This window comes from Peptococcus niger (assembly GCF_900101835.1).
Lineage (GTDB): Bacteria > Bacillota > Peptococcia > Peptococcales > Peptococcaceae > Peptococcus > Peptococcus niger.
This window is the reverse complement of record NZ_FNAF01000003.1, coordinates 69,082-90,968: the sequence shown is the minus strand read 5'-3', so window position 1 is coordinate 90,968 and position 21,887 is coordinate 69,082. Positions and strand designations below refer to the sequence as shown.

The following is a 21,887-nucleotide window of genomic DNA, read 5'->3' as shown; positions in this document are numbered from 1 at the left end:
TTTAAGCACGAGCGGCTTTTTGAATATCTTGGTAAGCCCAGTGATCCGGTGCCAGGTCGGTAAAGGTCCGGTCGCCGCCGCTGCCTTCATAGGCAAAAGCGCGGTTAATCATAGCCACCATTTCTGCCCGACTGACCTCTTGGTCCGGTTTAAAGGAGCCATCCGGGTAACCGGAAACAATGCCGGCAGCCTGAGCACTACCAATCATCTGATAAGCCCAGTGTCCGACGGACAAATCCGTATAAGTAGCCGGCTGAGAGGCCAGAGATTTCATTCTGACAATCATGGCAATCATTTCAGCCCGGGTCATGGTCCGGTCCGGACGGACGGTCCCATCTTCATAACCGCTTAAGAGACCGGCAGATATCAGGGTCTTCATGCTTTCGCTATACCATCTGTCGGCTGGAAGGTCTTTAACCGATGCCTTGACCGGCTTATTCACAACTACAAATTTTGCCAACATAGCAGCTGCTTCTGCCCGACTAACGGAAGATGCTGGCTGGAAGGTCCCATTGGGATAACCGCTGATATAGCCGGCTGTCGGTTGAGTCAGGCTAAAGGCCTTATTGCCAGCTTGTTCCGGCGCTTCTTCTTGTTGAACTTGATCTTTTTTCAAGGCATCCATGGCCTCAATAAGGGCCTTTTTAGCCCGTTTAGCCGTTGCTTCATCTTTGGCTTCCTTGCCGTCTTTAAGGGCCCTCTTTAAAGCTGCCAAGTCTTTAGCCGAATACTTGTCCTCTTTCATCAGCTTTTCTGCCTTATCCAGCAAAGCTTTCAATTCTTTGTCAGCAAAATTCTTGCCTTCTTCAGCCTGCAGGCCCGCATCACCAGCGCCTTTCTTCGGTTTCAATGTGCTGCCCGACCAATCCAAGACTAAAATGGCATCCTGTGTCATACCGGCCATCATATCAACATTAAAGCTTAGCTTAATCTCATCCTCTTTAAGCCGGTTACGGGTAAAGCGATAACCGATGCTGTACTCGCTGTCACGGCCGGTTACTTGTTCCGCCTCTTGTCCGTCTACCGTAACGGCAGTGATACGTCCTTGCTGTCCCATGACACTTAATGATTTAAAGTAAAGGGTATAGCTGACTTCGCCATCTTTTTCCAGGACCTCTACCTGAGGATAAAAGGCCTTGTTGGCCATGGAGTAAGCGTCCTTTGACGCATGTCGGATAAAGGCCTTAACTGTGAATTCTTTTTCTTCCGGCTCGCTCTTGGTAACCCTTTGCAACTTGGCCACAGCCCGATTCAAGGCCTCGATGGCCTCCTTCATCTCAACCGTATCCCTATTCAGAGCAGTCTGAGCTTTTGCAAGAGCTGCTTGAACAGCTGCTCGGCTGTCATCGGTGTACGTCTTGCCATCAGCCAGTTTTGCCTTAGCTTGGTCGATGGCCTTGGTCAAAGCGGCCTTGGCGGCTTCTTTGTCTTTATCAACTACCGGTTTTTCTTTTAAGTCGGCTACGGCCTTATTTAGGGCAGCGGTAGCGGCTTGCATAGCGGCGGTGTCTTTATCCAGAGCGGCTTTGGCCTCAGTTAAGGCTTTGTCTAGGACTGATTTGCTGGCATCGGTGTAGGTCTTACCGTCAGCCAGTTTGGCCTTAGCTTGGTCGATGGCCTTGGTCAATGCTGCCTTGGCGGCTTCCTTGTCTTTATCAACTACCGGTTTTTCTTTTAAGTCGGCTACGGCCTTATTCAGGGCAGCGGTAGCGGTTTGCATATCGGCGGTGTCTTTATCCAGGGCAGCTTTGGCCTCAGTTAAGGCTTTGTCTAGGACTGATTTGCTGGCATCGGTGTAGGTCTTACCGTCAGTCAGTTTATCTTGAGCAGCTTTAATAGCCTTATCCAAAGCGGCCTTGGCGGCTTCTTTGTCTTGATCAACTGCCGGTTTTTCTTCAGGCCAGTCAAAAATCAAACGCAGGTCAGCTTCTCCGTCTCCTCCCATAGCTCTCATCATATCAACAACCACGCAAAGGCCGATAACTTTCGGTTTGTCCTTACTGATAAAACGAATGGTTTTCGGATAGTCTTTATCTTTTTCAGTATACCTATCGATAACTTCTACACCCTTGCGAAGGTCTTTGGCTTTTTTGGCCTTCATATCTTCAAGCTTGTCATAGACATAAGCCTTTTCCAGATGCCCCGTAAGACCCATGACCTTCATCGGTTGGAAGCTAACATCAACCTGCCAACCTTCTGCTACTTTTTGGACCTTAGCTTCCGGAATAACTGCCTTGGAAGACATAGACTCCTTATCTTCATTTGCCTTAAAAACCTTAATCGGCACGGTCTCGACCTGATCAACGGCTTTTTCTTCTAAACTGGTCACGGCCTTATTCAGGGCAGCGGTAGCGGCTTGCATAGTGGCGGTATCTTTATCCAGGGCGGCTTGGGCATCGGTAAGCGCTTTTTCTACAGCGGCCTTACTGGCATCGGTGTAGGTCTTGCCATCAGCCAGTTTAGCTTGAGCGGCTTTAATCGCCTTGTCCAAAGCGGTCTTGGCGTCTTCTTTCTCCGGATCGGTCTCAGCAACCGTGACTGCTTTGGCCTCTTTCCAATTCAGGCGTAAACGGACCGGATCTGTACTGGTAGATGCTTTTCCGGGCACAGCTAAAGCAGACCGGTTTGCCGGAACAGACCCGATGGTATAAGTCACAGTCAAATAGTAAATATCTTGAGGCTTGTCTGCAGTCATAAAGCTGGCAGCGATCATCCCGCGCTCATTGCTTTTTACATCTTTTAAGGGCAGGGCCCGAGCCTTACCCAGGGTCTGGTCATCTTTGCTTTCATAGACTTCCAGCGCTTGCAAGTAACCGGTGATGCTGCCTATGGTTAAGGGCGTAAAGGTTAATTGAACTTTATAGCCCTCATCTGTTTTGCTTACAAGGGCCTTATGGCCGAGGATACTTGCAGCCATGGAGGGCTCGTCTTTATCAGCCTTCCAGAGCTCAGCAGGAACTTCCCAAGCCGTGTCCTTTTTCTCTGCCACAGCACTCTTTGCCTTGGCTTCCAGGGAATAGCGGAAGACCGGCTTATAGTCACTCTGGTTGCTCTTCATTTGCAGAGTCCGAGTCAGCCGGTAGCAGTCACCGGCCTTCATATCCGGATCTTTAAAGGTCAGTCGGTAGTCATCTAAGGGGTCTACATCGCTCAGGGTCCCGTTATGCCCTTCATTTTCCAGGAACTCATTGCTGATTTCCCGGTAGCTGTCCCCCTCTTTTTTCTCAATGACGGTGCGGATTTGCCAGTCAAAATTCATTTTATCTAAGATTTGGGCAATCCCCAGGTGGTCATTGATGGTGGTGATATTATGGCTCTTGTATATTTTATCCTTGAGGAAAGTCAGGTAGGCTTCCGGAGACAGGAAGCTGTCCCAGGTATGGAAATCTTTAATCTCCCAAAAGGCCATTTGCAACATATCCAGGTCTTGGTTTAGGGTGATTTCTCCTTTATCTGCCTGTAAACTGGCCTTCATAGCACTGAGCTGGGGCTGGTAAAGGTTTTCCATGCCGCTGCCAATGTGAATCCCCAGTTTAGAGAGCTTATCTACTTGATCTTGGCTGAGGCTGGCCGGCAAATAGTTGCGGCTGACGTCAAATTTATTAAATGCCGGTTTTTGCGCCAACATCTTATCAAAGGGAATATCCGTCAGTAAATTACCGCTTACATCCAGGTTGGGATATTTAGTCCTGTAATTCGAACTGTTGCGAGCCATTTTCTGCCATATTTTTTCGTTAATATCTTTGATTTGGTTATTGCTGATATTCAGCTTGTAAAGACGGCCAAACTTGCTTATCCCGTCAGGGAGACTGGTCAGGCGGTTATTGGCCAGGCTGAGTTCTTCCAGTTGAGCGAAATGATTAAAGTCAGCCGGCAGCTCGGTCAAGCGGTTATCGGACAGATCCAGCTTAGTCAGCCGTCTCATCTCACCGAAGGTTCCCTCTTCAATCCGGCTAATTTGGTTTCCGCTGGCATAAAAGACCTTCAGTTTGCTGTTCTTGTTGAAGAAGCCCTCAGGCAGGCGGTCAATCTTATTCCGAGAAATGGCTACTTCTTTCAGTTCCGGGTTGTTGGCAAAGAGATCGGCCGCCAGCTCTGTCAGTTCATTTCCTTCCATCCACACGGTGTGCAAATTTTTATTTTTAGCAAAGGTGTTCTTGGGCAGGGCAGTGAGCTTATTTCCGCTTAGGCTGACCTGACCAAGGCCCGTCATATGATCAAAGAAACCGTCCGGCAAAGATTCAATGCCGTTGGCATCCAGGTAAAGCTCGCTAACATTGGGGCCCAGATCTTTTAAGATGGAAACATCCGGGCTGGGGCCGATTTTTTCATTGCTCAAATCCAACTTACCACGGGCATTTTGCAGTTCTTCTTTAGAAATCTTCCCATCGCCGTTGGTATCTACCCCGGCGGCAATGAGTTTTAATCTGAGGTTGTCATCATTTTTCCCTTGGTCAAAGGCCGGGTTTTCAGCTTTATTAAAGCCGGTCCAGCCCTTGATGACCGGTGGAGTAAAAGAAAGGTCCACCTTGGTGTACTTGGTGTAGTTGCCTTTATCAGAATTCTGACCATTCATCATGGCGTTTAAAATGGCCAGTTGGTATTTTTTATCCAGGGCCTCTACCGGGACGGTATAGGTCTTGCAGTTATCTGACGCTTTACCGTAGACCTCATCTTTTGCTGATACAAATTGCTCTTTTCCTTTCTCGCTGCAGGCAAAGTCTAAGAGCAAGTTAGCATTAGAAGTGATTAAGAAGGTGACGGTTTTTTGATTGCCGGCAACGGTTAATTTTGCCTTCTTATCTAAGAAACCGGCCATCATGCTGGGGCTGCCGTCCGGCTTGCTAGCAGCGAAAGTCAGGGTATAGTCGCCATCCGGCAACTTAGCTGTCAGAGCATAGTCTTTTTTGCTGCTCTCGTTATTGAATTGAACCCCGTTATCCCAGCTGCTGCCGTCAGTAAAGGTGATTTTTACAGCGGCCGGTTTTTGTTTTTTGTAAGCTGTTATCAAATCCGCATTGAAACCGTAGACTTCGTAGCCGGTTAATCCACCCTGGGTATAGCCAATTTCTTGGTTGGTAAAGGTCTCGCCGTTCACCGTCCAAGTAGCTGCTTTAAGACTAGCTGCCAGTTTAGTTCTTTCTTCAGTGGATTTCTTTTCGATATCCTTGCACTGGAGGACGACAGAATCTAATTCGCCCATCCAGTTCATTTTTTCTTGTAGACCGGTAATAGCCAGCTGGTCAGCCATTTTTTTCTGGTCAACGGCAGGTTTTTCCTTTTCTTTTTTGCCGCTGGTTAAGAGATAAATGGAAAAACTGTCAGCCGTAAAGATTACCCGGCCATTCTCCACTTGGGCTTTGACCGGCCCGGATTGGCCATCAGCCTTAAGGTGGTAGACCGCCAGGCTGTCTTTATCATGACTGCCCAGGGGCAAGCTGACCTTAACCGGTTTTTTAGGTTGCACCTTTTGATTGTTACTGTAAAGGGAAATATCAAAGGCAGAGACGTTTTTCTTATCTGCAATGATCTTGCCATAGGCCGGTGACAGGTCTGCCACTTCTTGACTTGATCTTTCTGTAAGGCTTAAGGAGACATCCTTGGGAAGGGCGCCGGCCGGTGCCGTTACCTGCACGGTTTCATCGTCATCGCTTAAGACTTGTTCTTCGTTAGAAAGTTCCGGTTCAGCCGGTTTTTCAGGCTTTTGAGGGCCTTTGGGATCGGTCACCGGGGTGATTTTCTTGATAATCGTGGTGTGGGACCCGTCTTTCCAAAGGAAGGTCAAGTCTAATTGATCTTTCCCGTACAGGAGGTGAATCACACTCTGGTCATTGCAGATCATCCCCTTCCAGGAAAGAGTCCATAGGTTGCTATTGTCATAAGTCTTGCCGTTCACGGTAAAGGACTGCATGTCCTCAATAAGGAGCCTATGCTCGACATTCTTAAATTTAACCACCAGCTCCGGGTCCCCGTAGCCCTTGACAAAGTCAGCGCTTTCAATGACATATTTTTTAGAGACTTCCCCGGTTGCGGGCTTGGCCGCTTCTTCCTTGCGGGTGGGGTTTTCTTTTAGATACTTATCGATGTCGAAGGGTTTTTGGGGCCCTTCATAGCCCGCATCAATATGGGTAAGGGTACTGCCATCTTTAAAGCCGATAACCATTTTATGGGGGTCATTGTTAAAGACCCGGCCATAGACGGCAAAAGCCAGCACTTCCCCTTGCAGGGTAATATCACCGGGTTTTTCTTGTTTATCAGCCAGCTGGCTATCATCGATAAGCACATAGCGGATATTTTCAACGTACTTTTTGTACCATTGGTCTTGGGGGATGTCGCTGGCCATCCGAGCCCCGTTCCAATCATTAGCAGCTTGCTCGAATTTTACAAACTCCCAGCCGGCAGCCATGCCCCCGGTATTTTTATCCACCGCTCCTGAGGGGGGATCTTCTTCTTTTTCCGACTCTTTATTCGGATCTTGATAGCCCTTATCTTCGTATTTAACACTGCTGTCATCGTTGAAGGTCATAATGACCTGGTGTTTGTCATGCTTTTTAAAATGGTCTACGATCAACTTACCATCCGGGGTTTTATCCCAGGCCGACAGGACTGTTTCGCGTAAGAAAAAGCTTTGCCGGCCGTCTTGGGCATCCCGGACACTGAAGGTTTTACCGTCAATGGTCACACTCTTTAGGCCGCAGGTCATCAGGGTATTTAAGGCCCCGTTTTCCGAGCTGTTATAATCATAGCGCAAATTGATGGACATACCGTCACTCTGTAAGTGCTCATCGCCGGCGTGACCCAAAGCAACACCGATAATGCTCAAGCCGTCGGTCATTTTTTCAATCTCCGGCCGACTATAGGTCGTGGTATAAGCCTGGTAGTTAGGCGCTAAAATTTTAATATCATTACTGGGCAGGCTGAGATTGTGGTTGGAAATTTGGATCGAACTCACTGTCTCATCCTCTTCTTCCACTCTCTCAAAAGCCTGATTGGGGATCGTATCCGAATGCCCAACTTCCCGGTAATGAAAACCGTTTATTTCAATATCAACGATATCGGCCAGCCAATCTTTTTCTTCTTTAGTTAAAGGATCATCTTCAAAACCAATCTCTAAGGTATTGTTTACAATCTTAAAGGTGACCCCTGCCGGTGCTTCCGGCCGCTTACCGGCCGCTTGTGCAGGCATGACCGGCAACATGGTTAGAAGCATACAAATCATCAGCAGGGTCGCAATCAATCGTTTCATTCTAAAACCCCTTTCTTAGGAAATTTTATCCTGTATCGTCTTGCGAAAAGCAGCTACAGCCTCTTCATATTCCTCTTCAGTAGCCACCCGGGACCTTTCTCCGGCCGCCACCATTTGTTCCCTAATGCTTTCTCCGTTTTCCCCCAAAGCCTGTGCCGGCATCTTCCGGACCCGCTCTAAAAGAACAGGGTCAACCAGGCCTGGTAAAACAGCCTTATCCAAAGAAACTTTAAAACACTCTAAAAGGCTGTCTAAATTAGCCCGTACTCGGTCACCATGTTCACTTGACGGCTCAGCCCCCATGGTCACAAAAATTCCACAGGGGATTTCCTTAGGCAGAGCTTGAATCCATTGCTTGGCCACTTTATCAGGCCAGGCGCGGTCAATCCATCCACCAGCCAAAACGCAATCATACCCTTGAGCAGATGCGCCCTTTTTGATATCGACAAGCGTCCAGTCACCGAGTTCGGCTAATCCAACGGCTAATTTTTCAGCTAATGTTTTCGTATTCCCGGTTAGGGAAGAGTAGGCGATAAGTCCTTTCATCATTCATTCTCCTAATATTTAATGTATTTTTTATGTCTATGAATTTAAACCGTTTTGTTACGGTCAACGATACAGTGTGTCATTTTACCTTGCTCCTTTAACCGACAGCTACTATACAGGCCCATCGCCTATGTCTGGCGATAGTACCAACTGCCGCTTTCCACAAGTCACTGCTTCCAAGGGGGTATCGTAAAGTCGACTCACCCCCTCTGACGTAATGGCTTCTTGTGGCGCCCCCTCAAAAAGGATTTCTCCTTGTTTCATGCCAATCACCTTATCAGAAATACCGATGGCCTGATTGATATCGTGTAAAATCATAACCACCGTCAACCCCAACTGTGCATTAAGCGTCTTAATCAACTTCAGCAAATCTGCCTGATAACGTACATCTAAATAAGTGGTGGGTTCATCTAAAAACAAATACTCACTTTCCTGCGCCAATGCCATAGCAATCCATACCCGCTGCCGTTGTCCGCCGGATAAAGCAAGCACCTGGCGCTCTGCTACATTTTGGAGGTTCGTATTCAGCAAGGCCTTGTCTACGGCTTTATCGTCTTCTTCGCTGTAACGCGACATCATTTTCAGATATGGACTACGGCCGTAGCTAACCAACTTTCTCACTGTAATATCTCCACTAATACGGTTCTGTTGATGGACAATGGCCACCTTACGGGCAAAAACCTTCTGCGAATAGTGAAAAATATTCTTATTATCCAGCTCAATCAACCCTCTTTGTGGCCGTAAATATCGGGTACAGCAATTAAAAAGTGTCGATTTTCCTGAACCATTCGCGCCAAGCAGGGTGGTGATGCTCCCGGCCGGAAAAGACAGGCTGATATCCTTAAGAATGCTATGTTTTCCGTAGGAGAAAGACAGGTGTCTAATATTCATCAGTTTGCCCTCCTATTTTCAGTAAGGCAATAAAGAAAGGACCACCAACCACTGCCATGATAACCGCCGCCGGCACTTCATAGGGATAAAAAACAGCCCTGCCGATGGTGTCACTGGCCAGCATAAAGAGCGCTCCTAATAAAACAGCATAAGGAATCAATACTTTATGGTCGCTACCTACCAAGAGTCTTGCAATATGAGGTACCAGCAACCCTAAAAAGCCGACTATTCCTACCACAGATGTGGTGATTGCAGCTAAAATAATGGCAATGAGCGCCACCCAAAAACGGTTTCGGTCGACAGCGATGCCCAGTCCGCGCGCCGTCTTATCGTCCAACGCTAAAAGATTGCATACCCGGGCCGATAAAAGGGCCACCACCAGGGTCACACCCACATATAGCGCTAAAAGCCGGACATCATCCCAAGTTTTCTGTGCAATATGACCACTGACAATAGATTGTGTAGCGCTCATATTACCACCACCCCCGAAAGCCGCAGCCACCGCTTGACCGATACCGGTAAAGGTCATGTTCAAGGCCACCCCCACCAGGATCAACCGTGTTGGATGAACACCGCCGTCCCAAGCGAGCGAATAAATGGCCAAATAGGCCAGCAAACCGCCGACGACGGACAAGAGCGGAACGCTAAAAAATAAGGCTGGGAAAAGAGCCGTCACCAGGCTACCGACCAATGCTGCTGCAGATGAAATACCGATAATGCCCGGATCAGTCAGTGGATTCTTCATCACTGCCTGCAATAATGTTCCGGAAACAGCCAAGGCTGCCCCAGCAAAAAGTGCGATAATAATCCGCGGCAGCCGCACATCAATAACCGTATCTACAGCTTCATTACCTCCACCCACAAGCCCCTGCCAAAGTTCCCCCAGGCCCACATCTAGACGGCCTACAGTAGTCGAAACAATGGTCAATAAGACCAGTAATGCTCCCGTTACCAGAAAGGCGCCGGCTTTTAAAAAAATTCCCTGCCGCCAACCCCTAGGGTTCGGAGAACAGCTTTCCTGATTACGCATATAAAATTTCCTCCAAATCCGCCAAGGCTTCCGGGTAATTAAATTTTGCACTCATCCCGAACCGTTCATGGTTCAAGTCGTAAACACAACCCTTTTGAACAGCACGAAAATGTTTCCAATTAGGGTTTTTATTAAATTCATCCCGGAACATTGCCATGACATCATCCGGCAGAGCATGCGCTGTGCGCAAAATAATATCCGGATCTTTTTTCAGCATATCTTCAACATTGACATTTAAAAACGGCTGACTCGGATCCGTATAGACATTCTCGCCACCAGCCAGCTTAATCAAGCTGCCCACGTAAGAATGATCTGTTGCAACCACATAGGACCCCGGCAACCCCATTAAAATAAGGACTTTCTTACCAGAGCCTTGCGGATGCTTTTGACGATAGGCACTCATGAAATGATCATATTCACTAAGTAAGGCTGTCGCCTCTGCGCGGCGGTTAAAACGCTCGCCCAAGTCTTGGATGCTGCGATACATACCGGGGACATTATTTAAATTGATAAAACCATAGTTCAAATTCAGTTTTTCATAAATTGGCTTTAAATCACTCACTAGGCTGACCGGAGAAAGAACCCAATCCGGTTGCAAATCAGCCAGCACCTCTTGGTCCGGTTGCATGGGCGCACCAATTTTTTCAACGCCTGCATACCGCTCCGGAAGCATATCGACAGTGCTTTCCGGCACACCAACTAGCCCCAAATCCAACTTTTCCATAATGTAAACAGTAGCCATGGAAGTGGCAACAATCCGCTCCGGTGTCTCTTTCCCTTGATAAGTCGTTTCTGCCGCCTCTGCGGTCTCTGTCCCTTGATGGCTGCGCTCATAAGCGACAAAAACCCCCGCTGTCATCACCGCCACCATTAAAAGGCTCACAAGACTCTTAGCCCAAACGGTCCTCCGCATCATAAAGCAGCGCCTCCTTTCCGTCATTATAGCGGCGCAAAAAACGCACGCTGAAAAACAGCACTGCTACACCAAGGACAGCACCAACGGTGATCAATACCAAAGTAATGACTAGGGCAGCAAAGAGAATGCGGGATACCAGCCCCCAAGGCCCATTATTGGCCTTATCTTTTTGCAATTGCGGACTATCCGCAGTCAACAGGCCAAAATCATCACCCAATCCGGTGTCTTTCATATCTTTGGCCGGGGGCTGAACACCTGTGCTTGCTTTCCCAGCCGGTCCCTTATTCGCCGTAAGACCGCTTTTTTTTGCATTTGGAGGAATCGTCCCGACCCCACCGCCGGCAGTAGACCCTAATCCTCCGGCTGAAGTGACAGCCGGCGTTGCACCGTCTGATTGGCGGTTATTCAACTGCCCATCCATAAGCCCATAAAAAATAACGTCCCGGCCCATGTCCACCACAAAAATTTGAATGCGCAAAATGGCATCGGCTGCAGGGACCGGAATCATATAATCCACTGAATTGCCACTACGCTGGACCTCCATGGCTTGAACTGCCGTAAATCCGCTACTGCCACGGGTCTGTACTGCAAAGGAGGCATTTTTTGTATGATCTGCCAAGTTTAACCTCAGCGTCAGCCATTGGTTACCGTCATTGTCCACTTCATAAAAACCACCCGGTGACAAAACCGACTCCACCATCCCCTGGCCGATTGCCGAATTATCACCGGCGTCTTCAACAACACCGGTTAATGGATGAGCATAATACGGCTGAATCCCTACATCAGCGCTCTCTGCCGCCAAAACTGGCAACGTGAACATAGAGTATAAAAGCACTGCGAAGAAAACAGTTTTAATGGCGATTTTCACGCTCATCCAGCCTCCTTTCAAAAGCACGCAGATACAACCAGCGGTCCAATTCATTTTTAAATAAAGGATAGGTTCGTCGCCCAATTATCGCCGCGCCACCGATAAGTACCGCAAAAATAAAGGCAATCACACCTGCTGCCGAATTGCGTTCTTTCACCGGCTCGTTTTGTGCCGTTTCATCGTCAGTACTGCCCTGATCATCCCCACTCGCCAGCTCTGTTCCTGCCGATAAGGGGGCAGGCCTAGCCGTTGCTGGTCCTGAAGCCGGAGCATTCAGCCGGTTCCCAGGTGCTGCCGGTAAAGGGGCCGCCGTTTTTCCAGAGCCTAAAGGCGCCCTCCCCATCGCTTCATTCACAGGAGAGGTTGCCGTTTTTTGACCAAGCTGTTGGCCCGACTTTTTGGGCGGATTTTGAGCCTTTTTGACGCCGGATGAAAGCAAGCCGCCCTTATATGGAACCATAATAAAATTTCCAGGTATGGTGCTATGAACCAACCATTGATCGCCACCATCCTGAACCGTCAACGCTGCCAGACCATCTTTATCAAGGCGATACACAGCACATTGCGGATAAATTTTCGGCAAATACAAGGATACCTCAGCAGAACATTCTTTCCGGAACTGCCCAAGGCGATTTTTATCTGCTGCTGGAATCCTGTCCAAAGGCTGAAAAAGTTGAACCTTCCAAGCATAGGCCTCACTGGCATTCAGTTCCGCTTGATACTTTTCTTTGTCACTTACCGGCAGTAAGGTCACTGCCAAATCAGGCAAAAATTGAAACCCACCCGGTAAATCAGCAGACAAGCCAGACGCCGATAAGGTAAAGGGGGCAGAGCCATTTGGCACGCGTCCCTCTTCAAGAGCCGCCATTAAACCGTCATCAGGCAAAGGACGAGCTGCCTGCCAATTGATGGCCAAACGCGCAGCGAGTGGCACATCGCCCATAAAAAGAACCTGAGGATTGACCAATACCGGAACCCTATCCGGCACATTTTCGAACGTCAACCGAAAGGCTTGCGGACGCGCACCCCGCGTTTTTGGGAGTTCTAACGAATAATCCAAGGGTGCGGCTCCCCGGTATGCCATTCCATCTAGGTAATGGCAGCTCCACATAGAAGTCGTTAACCCGGTCACGCTTAACATCTGGGTCCGCAAATACAGGGTTAAATGTCCTTGTTCTATTTTCGCCAAGGCCTCTGGCTGCAACCCGTTTGCCCCCATGGATTTTTTATCTTTATCTGCATGCATCAAGATCACGGGGACTTCATAGAATCCATCTTCCGGCGGCATCGCTGCAAGAACCGGTTTATAAGAAAAGGCTGCCACTAAGAGAAAGGTAAAAATAAGGTACTTCTTAATTTTAAGGGTCATGTTATGTCTCCCTTCCCAAGGTATGATTATTTTAATTAGTTGCAGCTAACAAATCAATAGGTCTGCAGAAACTATTTTCATTACCTTTGGTTAACGGTAGCTAATTAACCCCAAAAAAATACCGCCATCCCCTAAACAGGCAAGGCGGTAAAAAGATTAGGATAAGTTGAACAAGTTAATGGTAAACACAAATTTTGCATAGTGGCGATGTTTAATATTAACATCCGGAATAACACACAATTCCAAAGCAGCTTGTAAAATACCACCACCGGTATAATACCATTTTCGAATCAACCGAAATGGCAAGCGAACCGTATCACCAACCGGTACAATGCGCTCCTTTCCCTCATCCTGGTAAACAAAAAGCTTTGGCTTCCCAGAATAATGTGTGTCCCCGTAAACCTCTTCAATAGGCTTGGCCCGGAAGGTAATATAATGGTCATCGCCCTCCGGCATAATGGTCACCGCTACGTCTTTATACAAGCCACGCAGCGCCATCGACAAGGGGATAAAGGCATCGTCCGGGCTGTTTTCTTCTTGAAATACGACAAAATAAATGCGACTCATACCGGGGCCAAGAATTTGTGCCATTTCATCAGCAGAAAGGCTGGTTCCTTGGCGTCTTTCCACTTTTACAAAATAACGGGCCATGGAAAGCAGCCGTGTGCGCATATGCCGAGACTCTTCCATCAACATAGAATTGGCCAACTCGCGGGCACTGTTTTTCTCAATACCCAGCCCTTCATGGAGAACCACGGCCATTTCATCACGCTCAACCATGTTCTCTTCGGCAATGCACCGCCCCAGTTCAGATAAATGAATAATATTCTGCTCTTTATAGACCAACCCCACCTTAACCATGCGGTCAATAATTTTTTTACTGTTTACCTTGCTGCATTGAAAATAGCTAGAAATCGTTGGCAGCGATTCATCGCGATCAGACTCCAGCAAATACAAAAGATATTGTTTTTGGTGATTGGTCAGTGAAAACTCAAACATATAACCACAGCCTTCTTTTATTGTTAATGATTGTTGACACACACCAGTCGATCTGCAATACGCAGCGTCGACGCACGATGACTGACAATTAAAACTGCCCGTTCAGAAGACGTTTCCCGAATGGCTTTTAAAATAATGCCTTCATTTAAACTATCCAAATTTGCCGTTGGTTCATCAAAAAGAGCAACTGCGCCTTGATGCAAAAATGCTCGTGCTAAACCAATTCGCTGCCGTTCACCGGCAGATAGCCGAGTGCCTAAGTGACCGGCCTGCGTCGCATAACCCTCAGGGAAAGCACATATCACATCATGAATACCCGCTTTACGACAAGCTTCATAAACCATTTCGTCTGTAGCACATAGATTGGCCAAACGTACATTTTCCAGCAGCGTATCGTTAAACAGATACGTTTCCTGTGTCATGTAGCTTTCCAAGCATCGCAATGATGCTGTATCAACCTTGCGCAAATCCAAACCGTTTAATCTAACATGTCCCCTTTCCGGGTCATAAAAGCGCAGCAGCAGCTTTAATGCCGTTGATTTACCACAGCCCGATGGGCCTGTCAGGCCCACTATTTCTTTTGGTTTTAGGGTCAATTGCCAGCCGTTTAAGATTGGCTTATCTTCATAAGAAAAGAATACCTTGTCCAGCGCTATTTTGTCAAAGGTGTCTACCTTATTGCCCACCACTTCCGGCGTTTCCGGTTCAGCATCCAAGACCTGCAATACACGTTCACCGGATGCAAAGGTCAGTAATAAATTATTAGCTAAATTTGACAAAGCAAGCACCGGCCCGAAGCCAGACATAAATGCCACCGTTGGCACAATCACACCGTCCCACTGAACAGCACCACTGCGCAATAGATACACCGCCAAAGCCCAAAAGGCCGCATAGCTCAAAAGCACTGCTCCTAAAGAAAGGCTTCCATTAAACCAGGCTGTTTTCTGCAACTGCCAAACAGAGCGGGATAAGCGTTGACCACCCGTGGTTAAAAGTCGCTTCCGCTCATTTTTCTGTTCAAATTGAATACATTCACGGATACCATTAAAGCCATCCAGTAATATGCTGTTTAGGCGACTTAAATCAGCGCGCTGCTGGCGTCCGGCTACCCGTCCTGAACGTGCAGTTGCTACCGGTACAACAAGCGCTAAAATTAAGTACACCACCAAGGCCAATAAAGCATAGGCCTGATGATATGAGCCTAAAAAGGCGAACATGGCACCACTCACCAAAATAGCGATGGCTACTGGCGAAATGGTATGCGCATAAAAAACTTCAAGCAATTCTATATCATTGGTAATAATTGAAACCAGAGTACCACTATTCTGCTGGTCCAAACCTGCCGGTGCCTGCCGACGCAAGGCTTTAAAAACACGGTCCCGAATGACCGCTAAAATACGAAAGGCCATATCGTGATTCGCCAGCTGTTCAATATAATGTAAGGCAGCTCGCAAAAGACCTAGAACAATAAAAGCGACCGCTAAGTTTTTTAACGAAGGCTGGTTACCGTTCATCACCTGGACCATGGACCAGGCGCCTAAAACAGGGATAGCAATAGCAGCAATGTGTCCCAGACTGCCGGCTACAATTGCCACTGCCAACGTCTTTAAAAGAGACCTTGTCATGCCCAAAAGTCGCCAAACCATGCGCCACCACGAAAGCTTCTGTATCTTCATTGAATCGCCTCCGTTCTCAGCCGTTCCGGCAAGTAAGTCATCTGCCGTTGCGATCGCAAAGCAGTCACCTGCACCAGCGACTCTTCCGGTGCGGCCATTTGGACGGTTTCCTTCCGTTGAACCTGGCCTTGCCCGTATGATTCCAAAGCACTCTGGCGGTTAAACATCTCCGCAAACAATCCGTTTTGGGCAAGCAGTTCTTCTGCTCTTCCTTCCTCTACAATGTAACCACCTTGCATAAATGCCACACGGTTTGCTGCCAAAGTTAACTGCAGCCGATGGGTGATTAAAAGCACCGACGCTTTTGAGCATAACTGCTGAACCACCTCCATAATCACCGCTTCACTTTCCGCGTCAACATTACTGGTTGCTTCATCAAAAATATACAGGTCAGCTTCTTTTAGCAGTAGCCTGGCAATCGCCAACCGTTGGCGTTGTCCGCCGGATAGGTTGGCTCCACCTTCACGAACCAGCGTATCCAGCCCGTCTTCCGCTGCAAACCGCTCGGCCAAGCGGACTTGTTTCAAAACATGCCAGAGTTTTTCATCATCTGCCTGTGCATCGGCCATGCGCAGATTATCTCGGACACTCTCGCTAAAAAGCCAGGGTTCCGCATCAATACGCGCTACACGGTCCGCTAAAAGTTCTTTTGACGCCGCACCTGAACCGAACATGTAACAAATTCGACCGCTGGTCGGATCATATTCCCCACTTAAAAGTGCCGCTAAAGTTGACTTGCCACAGCCTGAAGCACCGACTACGGCAACCAGTTCACCGGTATGAATCGTCAAATCAATGCCTTTTAAAACCGGATTATCAATGTCATAGCCAAAATGAACATCTTCCAACTGCGCCGCCACCCCATCTGGAGACGCCGTCAAGACCCGCTCAGGTGCAGCCGGCTTATCCAACACGCTGAATAGACGATCAACCGCCGATAAACCATTCATCGCCACGTGAAAAAAAGACCCCAATTGACGCAGCGGCAAAAAGAATTCCGCACTGAGCAACATAAAAGCAAGACAACCGGATACACTTAAATCCCCGCGACTAAATGCGACAATCGCCGCAAACGTTCCCAAAGCTGCACCACCGTAAGCCACCACATCCATTACCGCTATGTTAGACAACTGCATCCCCAGAACGCGCATGGTTGCAACGCGAAATGCCTCCGCCTCGCGATTCATTGCCTCATTACGATCCTCGTCAGCCCCGTACACTTTTAACGTTACCAAGCCCTGTACATTGTCCAAAAAACGTTCCGCCAAACCGATAAAGGAACCCCAATAACTGTTCATCACCCGCTTGGCTAATTTTTGAACTAAAACAATAGCCAAAGGAATAATCGGGATAAAAGCTACCAATACCAGGGCCACAACGACATTTAACCGTACCAAAAAACCAAATAAAATAATCGGTGCCAGTAAGGAATATACCAACTGAGGTAAAAAGCGACCGTAATAATTATCCAGCTGCTCAACACCCTCTACCCCAATTTGAACCAATTCTGCCGGCGAAATATAACGACTGTAAGAAACACCATATGCGTACGCCTTATCAAAAAGAGCGATCCGTAAACGTTGCTTCACTGCGATAGAGGAACGATAATTCGCCCAGGTTTGAAGATACTGACAAATCAAACGTAGCAATAAAGCTGCCCCAATCGCCATGCACACAGGTGCCAATTGAAAATTTGCGTCAAGCAAGGCCTGCGCAAAATCAGCAATAACAAAAATCATAAAAATATTGACCACCAAGGCCACCACCTGCATGATGACCGATATAGCAATATAACGCCGTGTTCCAGATACCGCCTGTAAAAGACGTTTCGTATTCATAACTTTTCCTCTTTCAATGTTGGAATGCGCAGAATGAAAATATAATATTTAACCACCATCAGCGCAAGTAAAAAAATACGCAACCATAAGTAAGGCGCAAAAATAATCCCAACCGTCAGCATAACTGATGACAAAATGAGAATTTGCATCTTTTGTTGCCGCGTCATCCCGCCTCTGGTCAGATATGCTTCACAATAGCGTCGATAAAATCGTGTTCGTATCAAATACCGATGAAACCGTTTTGAACTTTTGGCAAAGCAAACCGTTGCCAAAAGATAAAAGGGAACCGTCGGTAAAATAGGTAAAATAATGCCGATGCTTCCGCAAACAAATGCAAAGCAACCAACAAGAAACAATAAGCAGCGCATAAAGGACCCCTTTCCGAAATATTTTTTAGGCACAGCTAACTTTCTGAGCCTGTATTCAGTATACCAGCTCACCGGTTGACCAGCCATATCTTATCGGCGTTAACCAAGGTTGAACTAGCTTATCATTTAGAGCAACTTTCACCATAAGAATGGAGGCACATTCCCGAATCGCTCCCCACGTCAGGATCAGATTTCCAAAAGATAATGACCCTGCCCTAACCGAAAATAAGAGTAAAAAAATAACGCCGGAGGCAATCCTCCGACGTTATTAAAAGGTTGAACTTATTTTGCACCGGGTTGGGCACCGGCGTATTCTTTTCTGTAGGTGTTCATGGCTTCAGTCAAGGCCGGAACCACTTCAAACAGGTCACCAACGATGCCGTAAGTGGCAATGTCGAAAATTGGTGCATCCTTATCGCTGTTGATGGCGATGATGACGTCCGCCCCGTTCATGCCCACTTGGTGCTGAATGGCGCCGGAGATCCCGACGGCCACATAGATGTCCGGGCTGACGGTTTTACCGGTCTGACCTACTTGGTTGTCCACGGTAATCCAGCCGGCGTCAACAGCCTTACGGCTGCCGGCCACCACGCCGCCCATGGCATCTGCCAGGTCTTGGAGCAGCTTAAAGTTTTCTTCTTTTGCCATGCCACGACCACCGGACACGACAATATTGGCTTCCTCAATCTTAATCTTGTCGCCTAAATCATGTTTGACAACATCAATGGTTCTCATGCGGATTTTTTCATCCGGAATGTGAATTTCTTCCCGGAGGACTTCCACTTCACGGCCGTCTTGACGTTCGGCTTTTTTAAACACAGCCGGACGGACCGTCCCCATTTGCGGACGGGTATTCGGGCAGTTGATGTGTCCCATGAGGTTCCCGCCCAAAGCCGGACGAATCCAGGTAACAAGCCCTTCTTCGCTCATTTCCAGTTCGGTACAGTCGGCGGTCAGCCCGGTCTGCAGGCAACCGGCCACTTTCGGGCCCAAGTCACGGCCGTTGATGGTGGCACCAATCATAATAACGGATGGCTTATATTTGCCGATCAGCTCTTCCATGACGGCGCTGTAAGCATCGGTGTTGTAGTGTTTGTAGCGTTCATCTTCAACCACGAGTACTTTGTCTGCACCGTAAGCGGCAGATTCAGCAATCAGTTCGTCCAATCCGGACCCGATGGCCACTGCCCAGACTTCATAGCCGCAGGATTCAGCCATTTTTTTACTCTCGTTGATGAGTTCCAGGCCAACATTTTTGACTTTGCCGTCATCATGTTCCATGAAAACCCAAATATTTTTGTATTCGTTTAAATCCATGCCCGCTCCCCCTTAAATAACTTTCTGCTCAACTAGGCGTTGCATTAAGTTGGCCACAGAATCTTTGGCGTCACCACCGGTAATGTCATCGCCACGACCGCGAAGTTTCGGCGGTGCAGCGCTTTTAACCTTGGTGGGGGAACCTTTTAAGCCGATCTTACTGCGATCCAACTTATCACCGAGCGCATCAGCGGAAAGCATTTCCACTTCATAGCGTTTGGCTTTGATTTTGCCGCGCACATTGGCGTGGCGGGGGGAGTTGATGGCCTTAGTGACGGTAATCAGGGCCGGCAATTGGCATTCAACCACTTCATAGCCGTCTTCCTGTTGCCGCTGGCAAACGAGCTTACCCTCTTCCGTTTTTGCATCAATGACATAAGTGACTTGAGGGATGCCCAGGTGTTCGGCCATTTCCGGGCCGACTTGCCCGGTATCGCCGTCAACGGCCTGCATACCGCAGACGATGACGTCAAATTTGCCCAGCTTTTGAGCAGCCACGGCCAGGGCATAGCTGGTAGCATAGGTATCCGCACCGGCAAAGGCACGGTCGGTCAACAGCACAGCTCGGTCGCAACCCATAGCGAAACAATCACGCAGGGCTTCGGTGGCGGCCGGAGGCCCCATGGTCAGCAGGGTTACTGTAGAACCCGGATTCGCTTCTTTAAGTTGAATGGCGGTTTCCACTGCATTCATGTCAAAGGGGTTAACGATGGATGGGACCCCTTTACGGATGAGTGTATTGGTTACCGGGTCAATTTTGATTTCTGAGGTGTCAGGCACCTGTTTAATGCATGCAAGAATTTCCACAAACACCGCTCCTTTTGTTTCCTCTTTTTAATAAAATTGTATGGCTTAACCTTCTTTAGCTAAAAAGCCTTTGCCATGATTGGGATAATTCCAATCGTAGCCCGGGCGGCGTTCGTTGAGGCGTTCGCAAACGAGACGGCAGTTGCCGCATTCCAGGCAACCAACGTGGTCAAAGGTCATCACGTCATTGTCATCATCCCATTTGTAACGTTCCGCCGGGCAGCTGTACGTGCACGCCTTGTGGGTGCAGGTGCGGCAGGCTTCTTTATCAATAACGATATGTGCGTTTGCGTCATCACTGTCAAAACGGGTGGCCGCCAGGCGGTCATCCATATTCATACGTTTCATCATAATGAGCGGACCCCTTTCAGCAAGTCTTTTGCAATCCCGACCAGGCTAACGCCTTTCAGGTCTTTGCGGACGGTGTTCATCAGCGACTGTGCCGGCTTACCGTCTACGTTGTACAAGGAGTGCATGACGTTCAATGCCATATTCGGGTATACGGTGAACAGGTTCTTGGAACCGGCCATGTATTCATGACCCTTGCGCAAGGTCTTGAAGTCATCCAGGACGGTTTTTTGCAGACGATGTTCATAGCTCTTCAGGAAGTCTTTCGTGAAGATGCCTTTTTCCAGCGCATTAAGTGCCGTTTCAGCTGCTGCAATACCGCTCATAATGGCGTAGTCCATCCCGCGAACGGTATAGCCGCGGTTCATGCAGAGGCCGGCTGCGTCACCGGCAACCAGGATCCCGTCGCCGCAGAATTCGGAGAAGGAATCGAAGCCGCCTTCAGGAATCAAGTGGGCGGTGTATTCAACCACTTCGCCGCCGTCCAAATATTTGCCGATGATCGGATGTTCTTTCAGGTCTTCAATGGCATCCGGCAAATGGTTGTGGTGTTCTTTCCAGGTTTTAGAGTCCTGAACCAAACCGATGGAAATGCTGTCCTTGTTGGTGTACAGGAAGAGCCCACCGAAAACGCCCTTGTTGGCACTGCCCATGCCGAGCATGGCAGCCCCTTCATCACCGGTTAAGCCGAAGCGATCGTTGATGGTTTTTTCATCTAAACGAATCACATACTTGGCCGCTACGGCAATATTTTCCAACTTGATGGGGGCAATAACACCGGAGCGTTCTGCTACCAGCGGGTTAACCCCTTCTGCGTCAATGATCAAGTCTGCTTCCAGCTCTTCTTCGCCGACAACAACGCCGCAGACTTTACCGTCACGACGGATTAAATCGGTCACAGTGGAGCCGCCGATAACCATGGCACCGGCTTCTTCACATTGGTCTGCCAACCATTTGTCAAAATGGTTGCGCAAGACACTGTAAGATTGGCCACTTTGCGTACTGACGGATGTGTCAATGGTCATGGCATCGTCATCGTTCATCAGCATGAGCATTTCGCGGCTGATTTGACGTTCAAGAGGAGCTTTGCCCTTCCATTCGTCACCCATCAGCGCATCTAAGGCATAGGTGTAAATGCGCCCGCCGGAAACGTTTTTAGCCCCGCAATGAGGACCTTTCTCGATGACCAGCACTTCTTTTTCCGCTTTGGCCAGGCGATATGCTGCGGATAAACCGGCTAAACCGCCACCAATAACGATTACATCAAATTTTTCTTCTGACATCTGTTTACCACCTCGTTTACTCGTTTGGAAGAATTATCGATTAAGACCAAAGAGGTCTTCCCCCTCAAAAATAAGGCGCTTTTTAGCACTTGCTTAACATACCTCCTTCAAGGTAGAGAACCAGCTGGGGGCGCCTTTTTTATACAACTCTCCCCACTGTCTCTATAGTACAAGGTTTTGTCTGAAAAATGTTACTGTTTTTACACTTTATCCATAGCAGTTACTTATCTTAAGTATATCGCATAGCAGGAAACTAGGCGCTACTTTCTGTTAGTTTTGTTATAAGATTTTTTTATATATCGTGATCCGGCCCTATTTAAACGCTCTTGTCGGGTCTTTCTTTCCTGTGCTATACTACAGTTGAACGATTTTTTAACAGGTCGGC

General features: G+C 48.2%; 15 protein-coding genes. All 15 read right to left on the bottom strand.

The features are described 5' to 3' along the window. Position 1 precedes the first annotated feature (1 nt). The gene (locus BLQ16_RS03250) at positions 2-7,246 is read right to left on the bottom strand and encodes an S-layer homology domain-containing protein (protein WP_091791318.1); all 7,245 of its coding nucleotides are present in this window, start codon (positions 7,244-7,246) and stop codon (positions 2-4) included. 15 nt (positions 7,247-7,261) lie between these two features. Further along, positions 7,262-7,795, bottom strand: coding sequence for a flavodoxin family protein (locus BLQ16_RS03245; protein WP_091791317.1), 534 nt, complete (start codon positions 7,793-7,795; stop codon positions 7,262-7,264). Between the two features lie 108 nt (positions 7,796-7,903). Beyond that, positions 7,904-8,683 (bottom strand): ABC transporter ATP-binding protein, encoded by a 780-nt coding sequence (locus BLQ16_RS03240; protein WP_091791316.1) that lies wholly within the window; start codon positions 8,681-8,683, stop codon positions 7,904-7,906. Next, positions 8,673-9,713, bottom strand: a complete 1,041-nt coding sequence (locus BLQ16_RS03235; protein WP_091791315.1) for a FecCD family ABC transporter permease — start codon at positions 9,711-9,713, stop codon at positions 8,673-8,675. Before BLQ16_RS03235 ends, BLQ16_RS03240 begins: the two co-directional genes overlap by 11 nt. Next, positions 9,706-10,629, bottom strand: coding sequence for a heme ABC transporter substrate-binding protein IsdE (gene isdE / locus BLQ16_RS03230; RefSeq protein WP_242868939.1), 924 nt, complete (start codon positions 10,627-10,629; stop codon positions 9,706-9,708). The genes BLQ16_RS03235 and isdE overlap by 8 nt, the downstream gene beginning before the upstream one ends. Beyond that, complete coding sequence (locus tag BLQ16_RS03225; protein ID WP_159427966.1) at positions 10,604-11,503, bottom strand: heme-binding Shp domain-containing protein; 900 nt, start codon at positions 11,501-11,503, stop codon at positions 10,604-10,606. The genes isdE and BLQ16_RS03225 overlap by 26 nt, the downstream gene beginning before the upstream one ends. Further along, positions 11,481-12,866, bottom strand: coding sequence for a hypothetical protein (locus BLQ16_RS03220; protein ID WP_091791313.1), 1,386 nt, complete (start codon positions 12,864-12,866; stop codon positions 11,481-11,483). The genes BLQ16_RS03225 and BLQ16_RS03220 overlap by 23 nt, the downstream gene beginning before the upstream one ends. Positions 12,867-13,022: 156 nt before the next feature. Further along, positions 13,023-13,865 carry a helix-turn-helix domain-containing protein gene (locus BLQ16_RS03215; RefSeq protein WP_091791312.1) on the bottom strand — a complete coding sequence of 281 codons (843 nt, stop codon included), beginning with the start codon at positions 13,863-13,865 and terminating at the stop codon, positions 13,023-13,025. 23 nt (positions 13,866-13,888) lie between these two features. Then, on the bottom strand, positions 13,889-15,541 hold the full coding sequence (locus BLQ16_RS03210) for an amino acid ABC transporter ATP-binding/permease protein (RefSeq protein ID WP_091791311.1): 1,653 nt from the start codon (positions 15,539-15,541) through the stop codon (positions 13,889-13,891). Continuing rightward, the gene (locus tag BLQ16_RS03205) at positions 15,538-17,379 is read right to left on the bottom strand and encodes an ABC transporter ATP-binding protein/permease (protein WP_091791310.1); all 1,842 of its coding nucleotides are present in this window, start codon (positions 17,377-17,379) and stop codon (positions 15,538-15,540) included. Before BLQ16_RS03205 ends, BLQ16_RS03210 begins: the two co-directional genes overlap by 4 nt. Then, the gene (locus BLQ16_RS03200; protein ID WP_159427965.1) at positions 17,376-17,747 is read right to left on the bottom strand and encodes a YbaN family protein; all 372 of its coding nucleotides are present in this window, start codon (positions 17,745-17,747) and stop codon (positions 17,376-17,378) included. Before BLQ16_RS03200 ends, BLQ16_RS03205 begins: the two co-directional genes overlap by 4 nt. 282 nt (positions 17,748-18,029) lie before the next feature. Next, on the bottom strand, positions 18,030-19,064 hold the full coding sequence (locus tag BLQ16_RS03195) for an electron transfer flavoprotein subunit alpha/FixB family protein (protein ID WP_091791308.1): 1,035 nt from the start codon (positions 19,062-19,064) through the stop codon (positions 18,030-18,032). 12 nt (positions 19,065-19,076) lie between these two features. Next, the gene (locus tag BLQ16_RS03190; RefSeq protein ID WP_091791307.1) at positions 19,077-19,871 is read right to left on the bottom strand and encodes an electron transfer flavoprotein subunit beta/FixA family protein; all 795 of its coding nucleotides are present in this window, start codon (positions 19,869-19,871) and stop codon (positions 19,077-19,079) included. Positions 19,872-19,916: 45 nt separating this feature from the next. Beyond that, entirely contained in the window at positions 19,917-20,222 is a 306-nt protein-coding gene (locus BLQ16_RS03185; protein WP_242868938.1) for a ferredoxin family protein, read from the bottom strand. Next, a complete protein-coding gene (locus BLQ16_RS03180; protein ID WP_091791306.1) occupies positions 20,219-21,502 on the bottom strand; it encodes an FAD-dependent oxidoreductase in 1,284 nt (427 codons plus the stop codon). The genes BLQ16_RS03185 and BLQ16_RS03180 overlap by 4 nt, the downstream gene beginning before the upstream one ends. Positions 21,503-21,887: the final 385 nt, after the last annotated feature.

Bases quoted from the DNA above. Each gene is read 5' to 3' on its own strand.
- BLQ16_RS03200 (WP_159427965.1), bottom strand. From the start codon at position 17,747: ATGCGCTGCTTATTGTTTCTTGTTGGTTGCTTTGCATTTGTTTGCGGA.
- BLQ16_RS03210 (WP_091791311.1), bottom strand. From the start codon at position 15,541: ATGAAGATACAGAAGCTTTCGTGGTGGCGCATGGTTTGGCGACTTTTG.
- BLQ16_RS03205 (WP_091791310.1), bottom strand. From the start codon at position 17,379: ATGAATACGAAACGTCTTTTACAGGCGGTATCTGGAACACGGCGTTAT.
- BLQ16_RS03250 (WP_091791318.1), bottom strand. From the start codon at position 7,246: ATGAAACGATTGATTGCGACCCTGCTGATGATTTGTATGCTTCTAACC.
- BLQ16_RS03215 (WP_091791312.1), bottom strand. From the start codon at position 13,865: ATGTTTGAGTTTTCACTGACCAATCACCAAAAACAATATCTTTTGTAT.
- BLQ16_RS03235 (WP_091791315.1), bottom strand. From the start codon at position 9,713: ATGCGTAATCAGGAAAGCTGTTCTCCGAACCCTAGGGGTTGGCGGCAG.
- BLQ16_RS03180 (WP_091791306.1), bottom strand. From the start codon at position 21,502: ATGTCAGAAGAAAAATTTGATGTAATCGTTATTGGTGGCGGTTTAGCC.
- BLQ16_RS03220 (WP_091791313.1), bottom strand. From the start codon at position 12,866: ATGACCCTTAAAATTAAGAAGTACCTTATTTTTACCTTTCTCTTAGTG.
- BLQ16_RS03245 (WP_091791317.1), bottom strand. From the start codon at position 7,795: ATGATGAAAGGACTTATCGCCTACTCTTCCCTAACCGGGAATACGAAA.
- BLQ16_RS03195 (WP_091791308.1), bottom strand. From the start codon at position 19,064: ATGGATTTAAACGAATACAAAAATATTTGGGTTTTCATGGAACATGAT.
- BLQ16_RS03185 (WP_242868938.1), bottom strand. From the start codon at position 20,222: ATGATGAAACGTATGAATATGGATGACCGCCTGGCGGCCACCCGTTTT.
- isdE (WP_242868939.1), bottom strand. From the start codon at position 10,629: ATGATGCGGAGGACCGTTTGGGCTAAGAGTCTTGTGAGCCTTTTAATG.
- BLQ16_RS03225 (WP_159427966.1), bottom strand. From the start codon at position 11,503: ATGAGCGTGAAAATCGCCATTAAAACTGTTTTCTTCGCAGTGCTTTTA.
- BLQ16_RS03240 (WP_091791316.1), bottom strand. From the start codon at position 8,683: ATGAATATTAGACACCTGTCTTTCTCCTACGGAAAACATAGCATTCTT.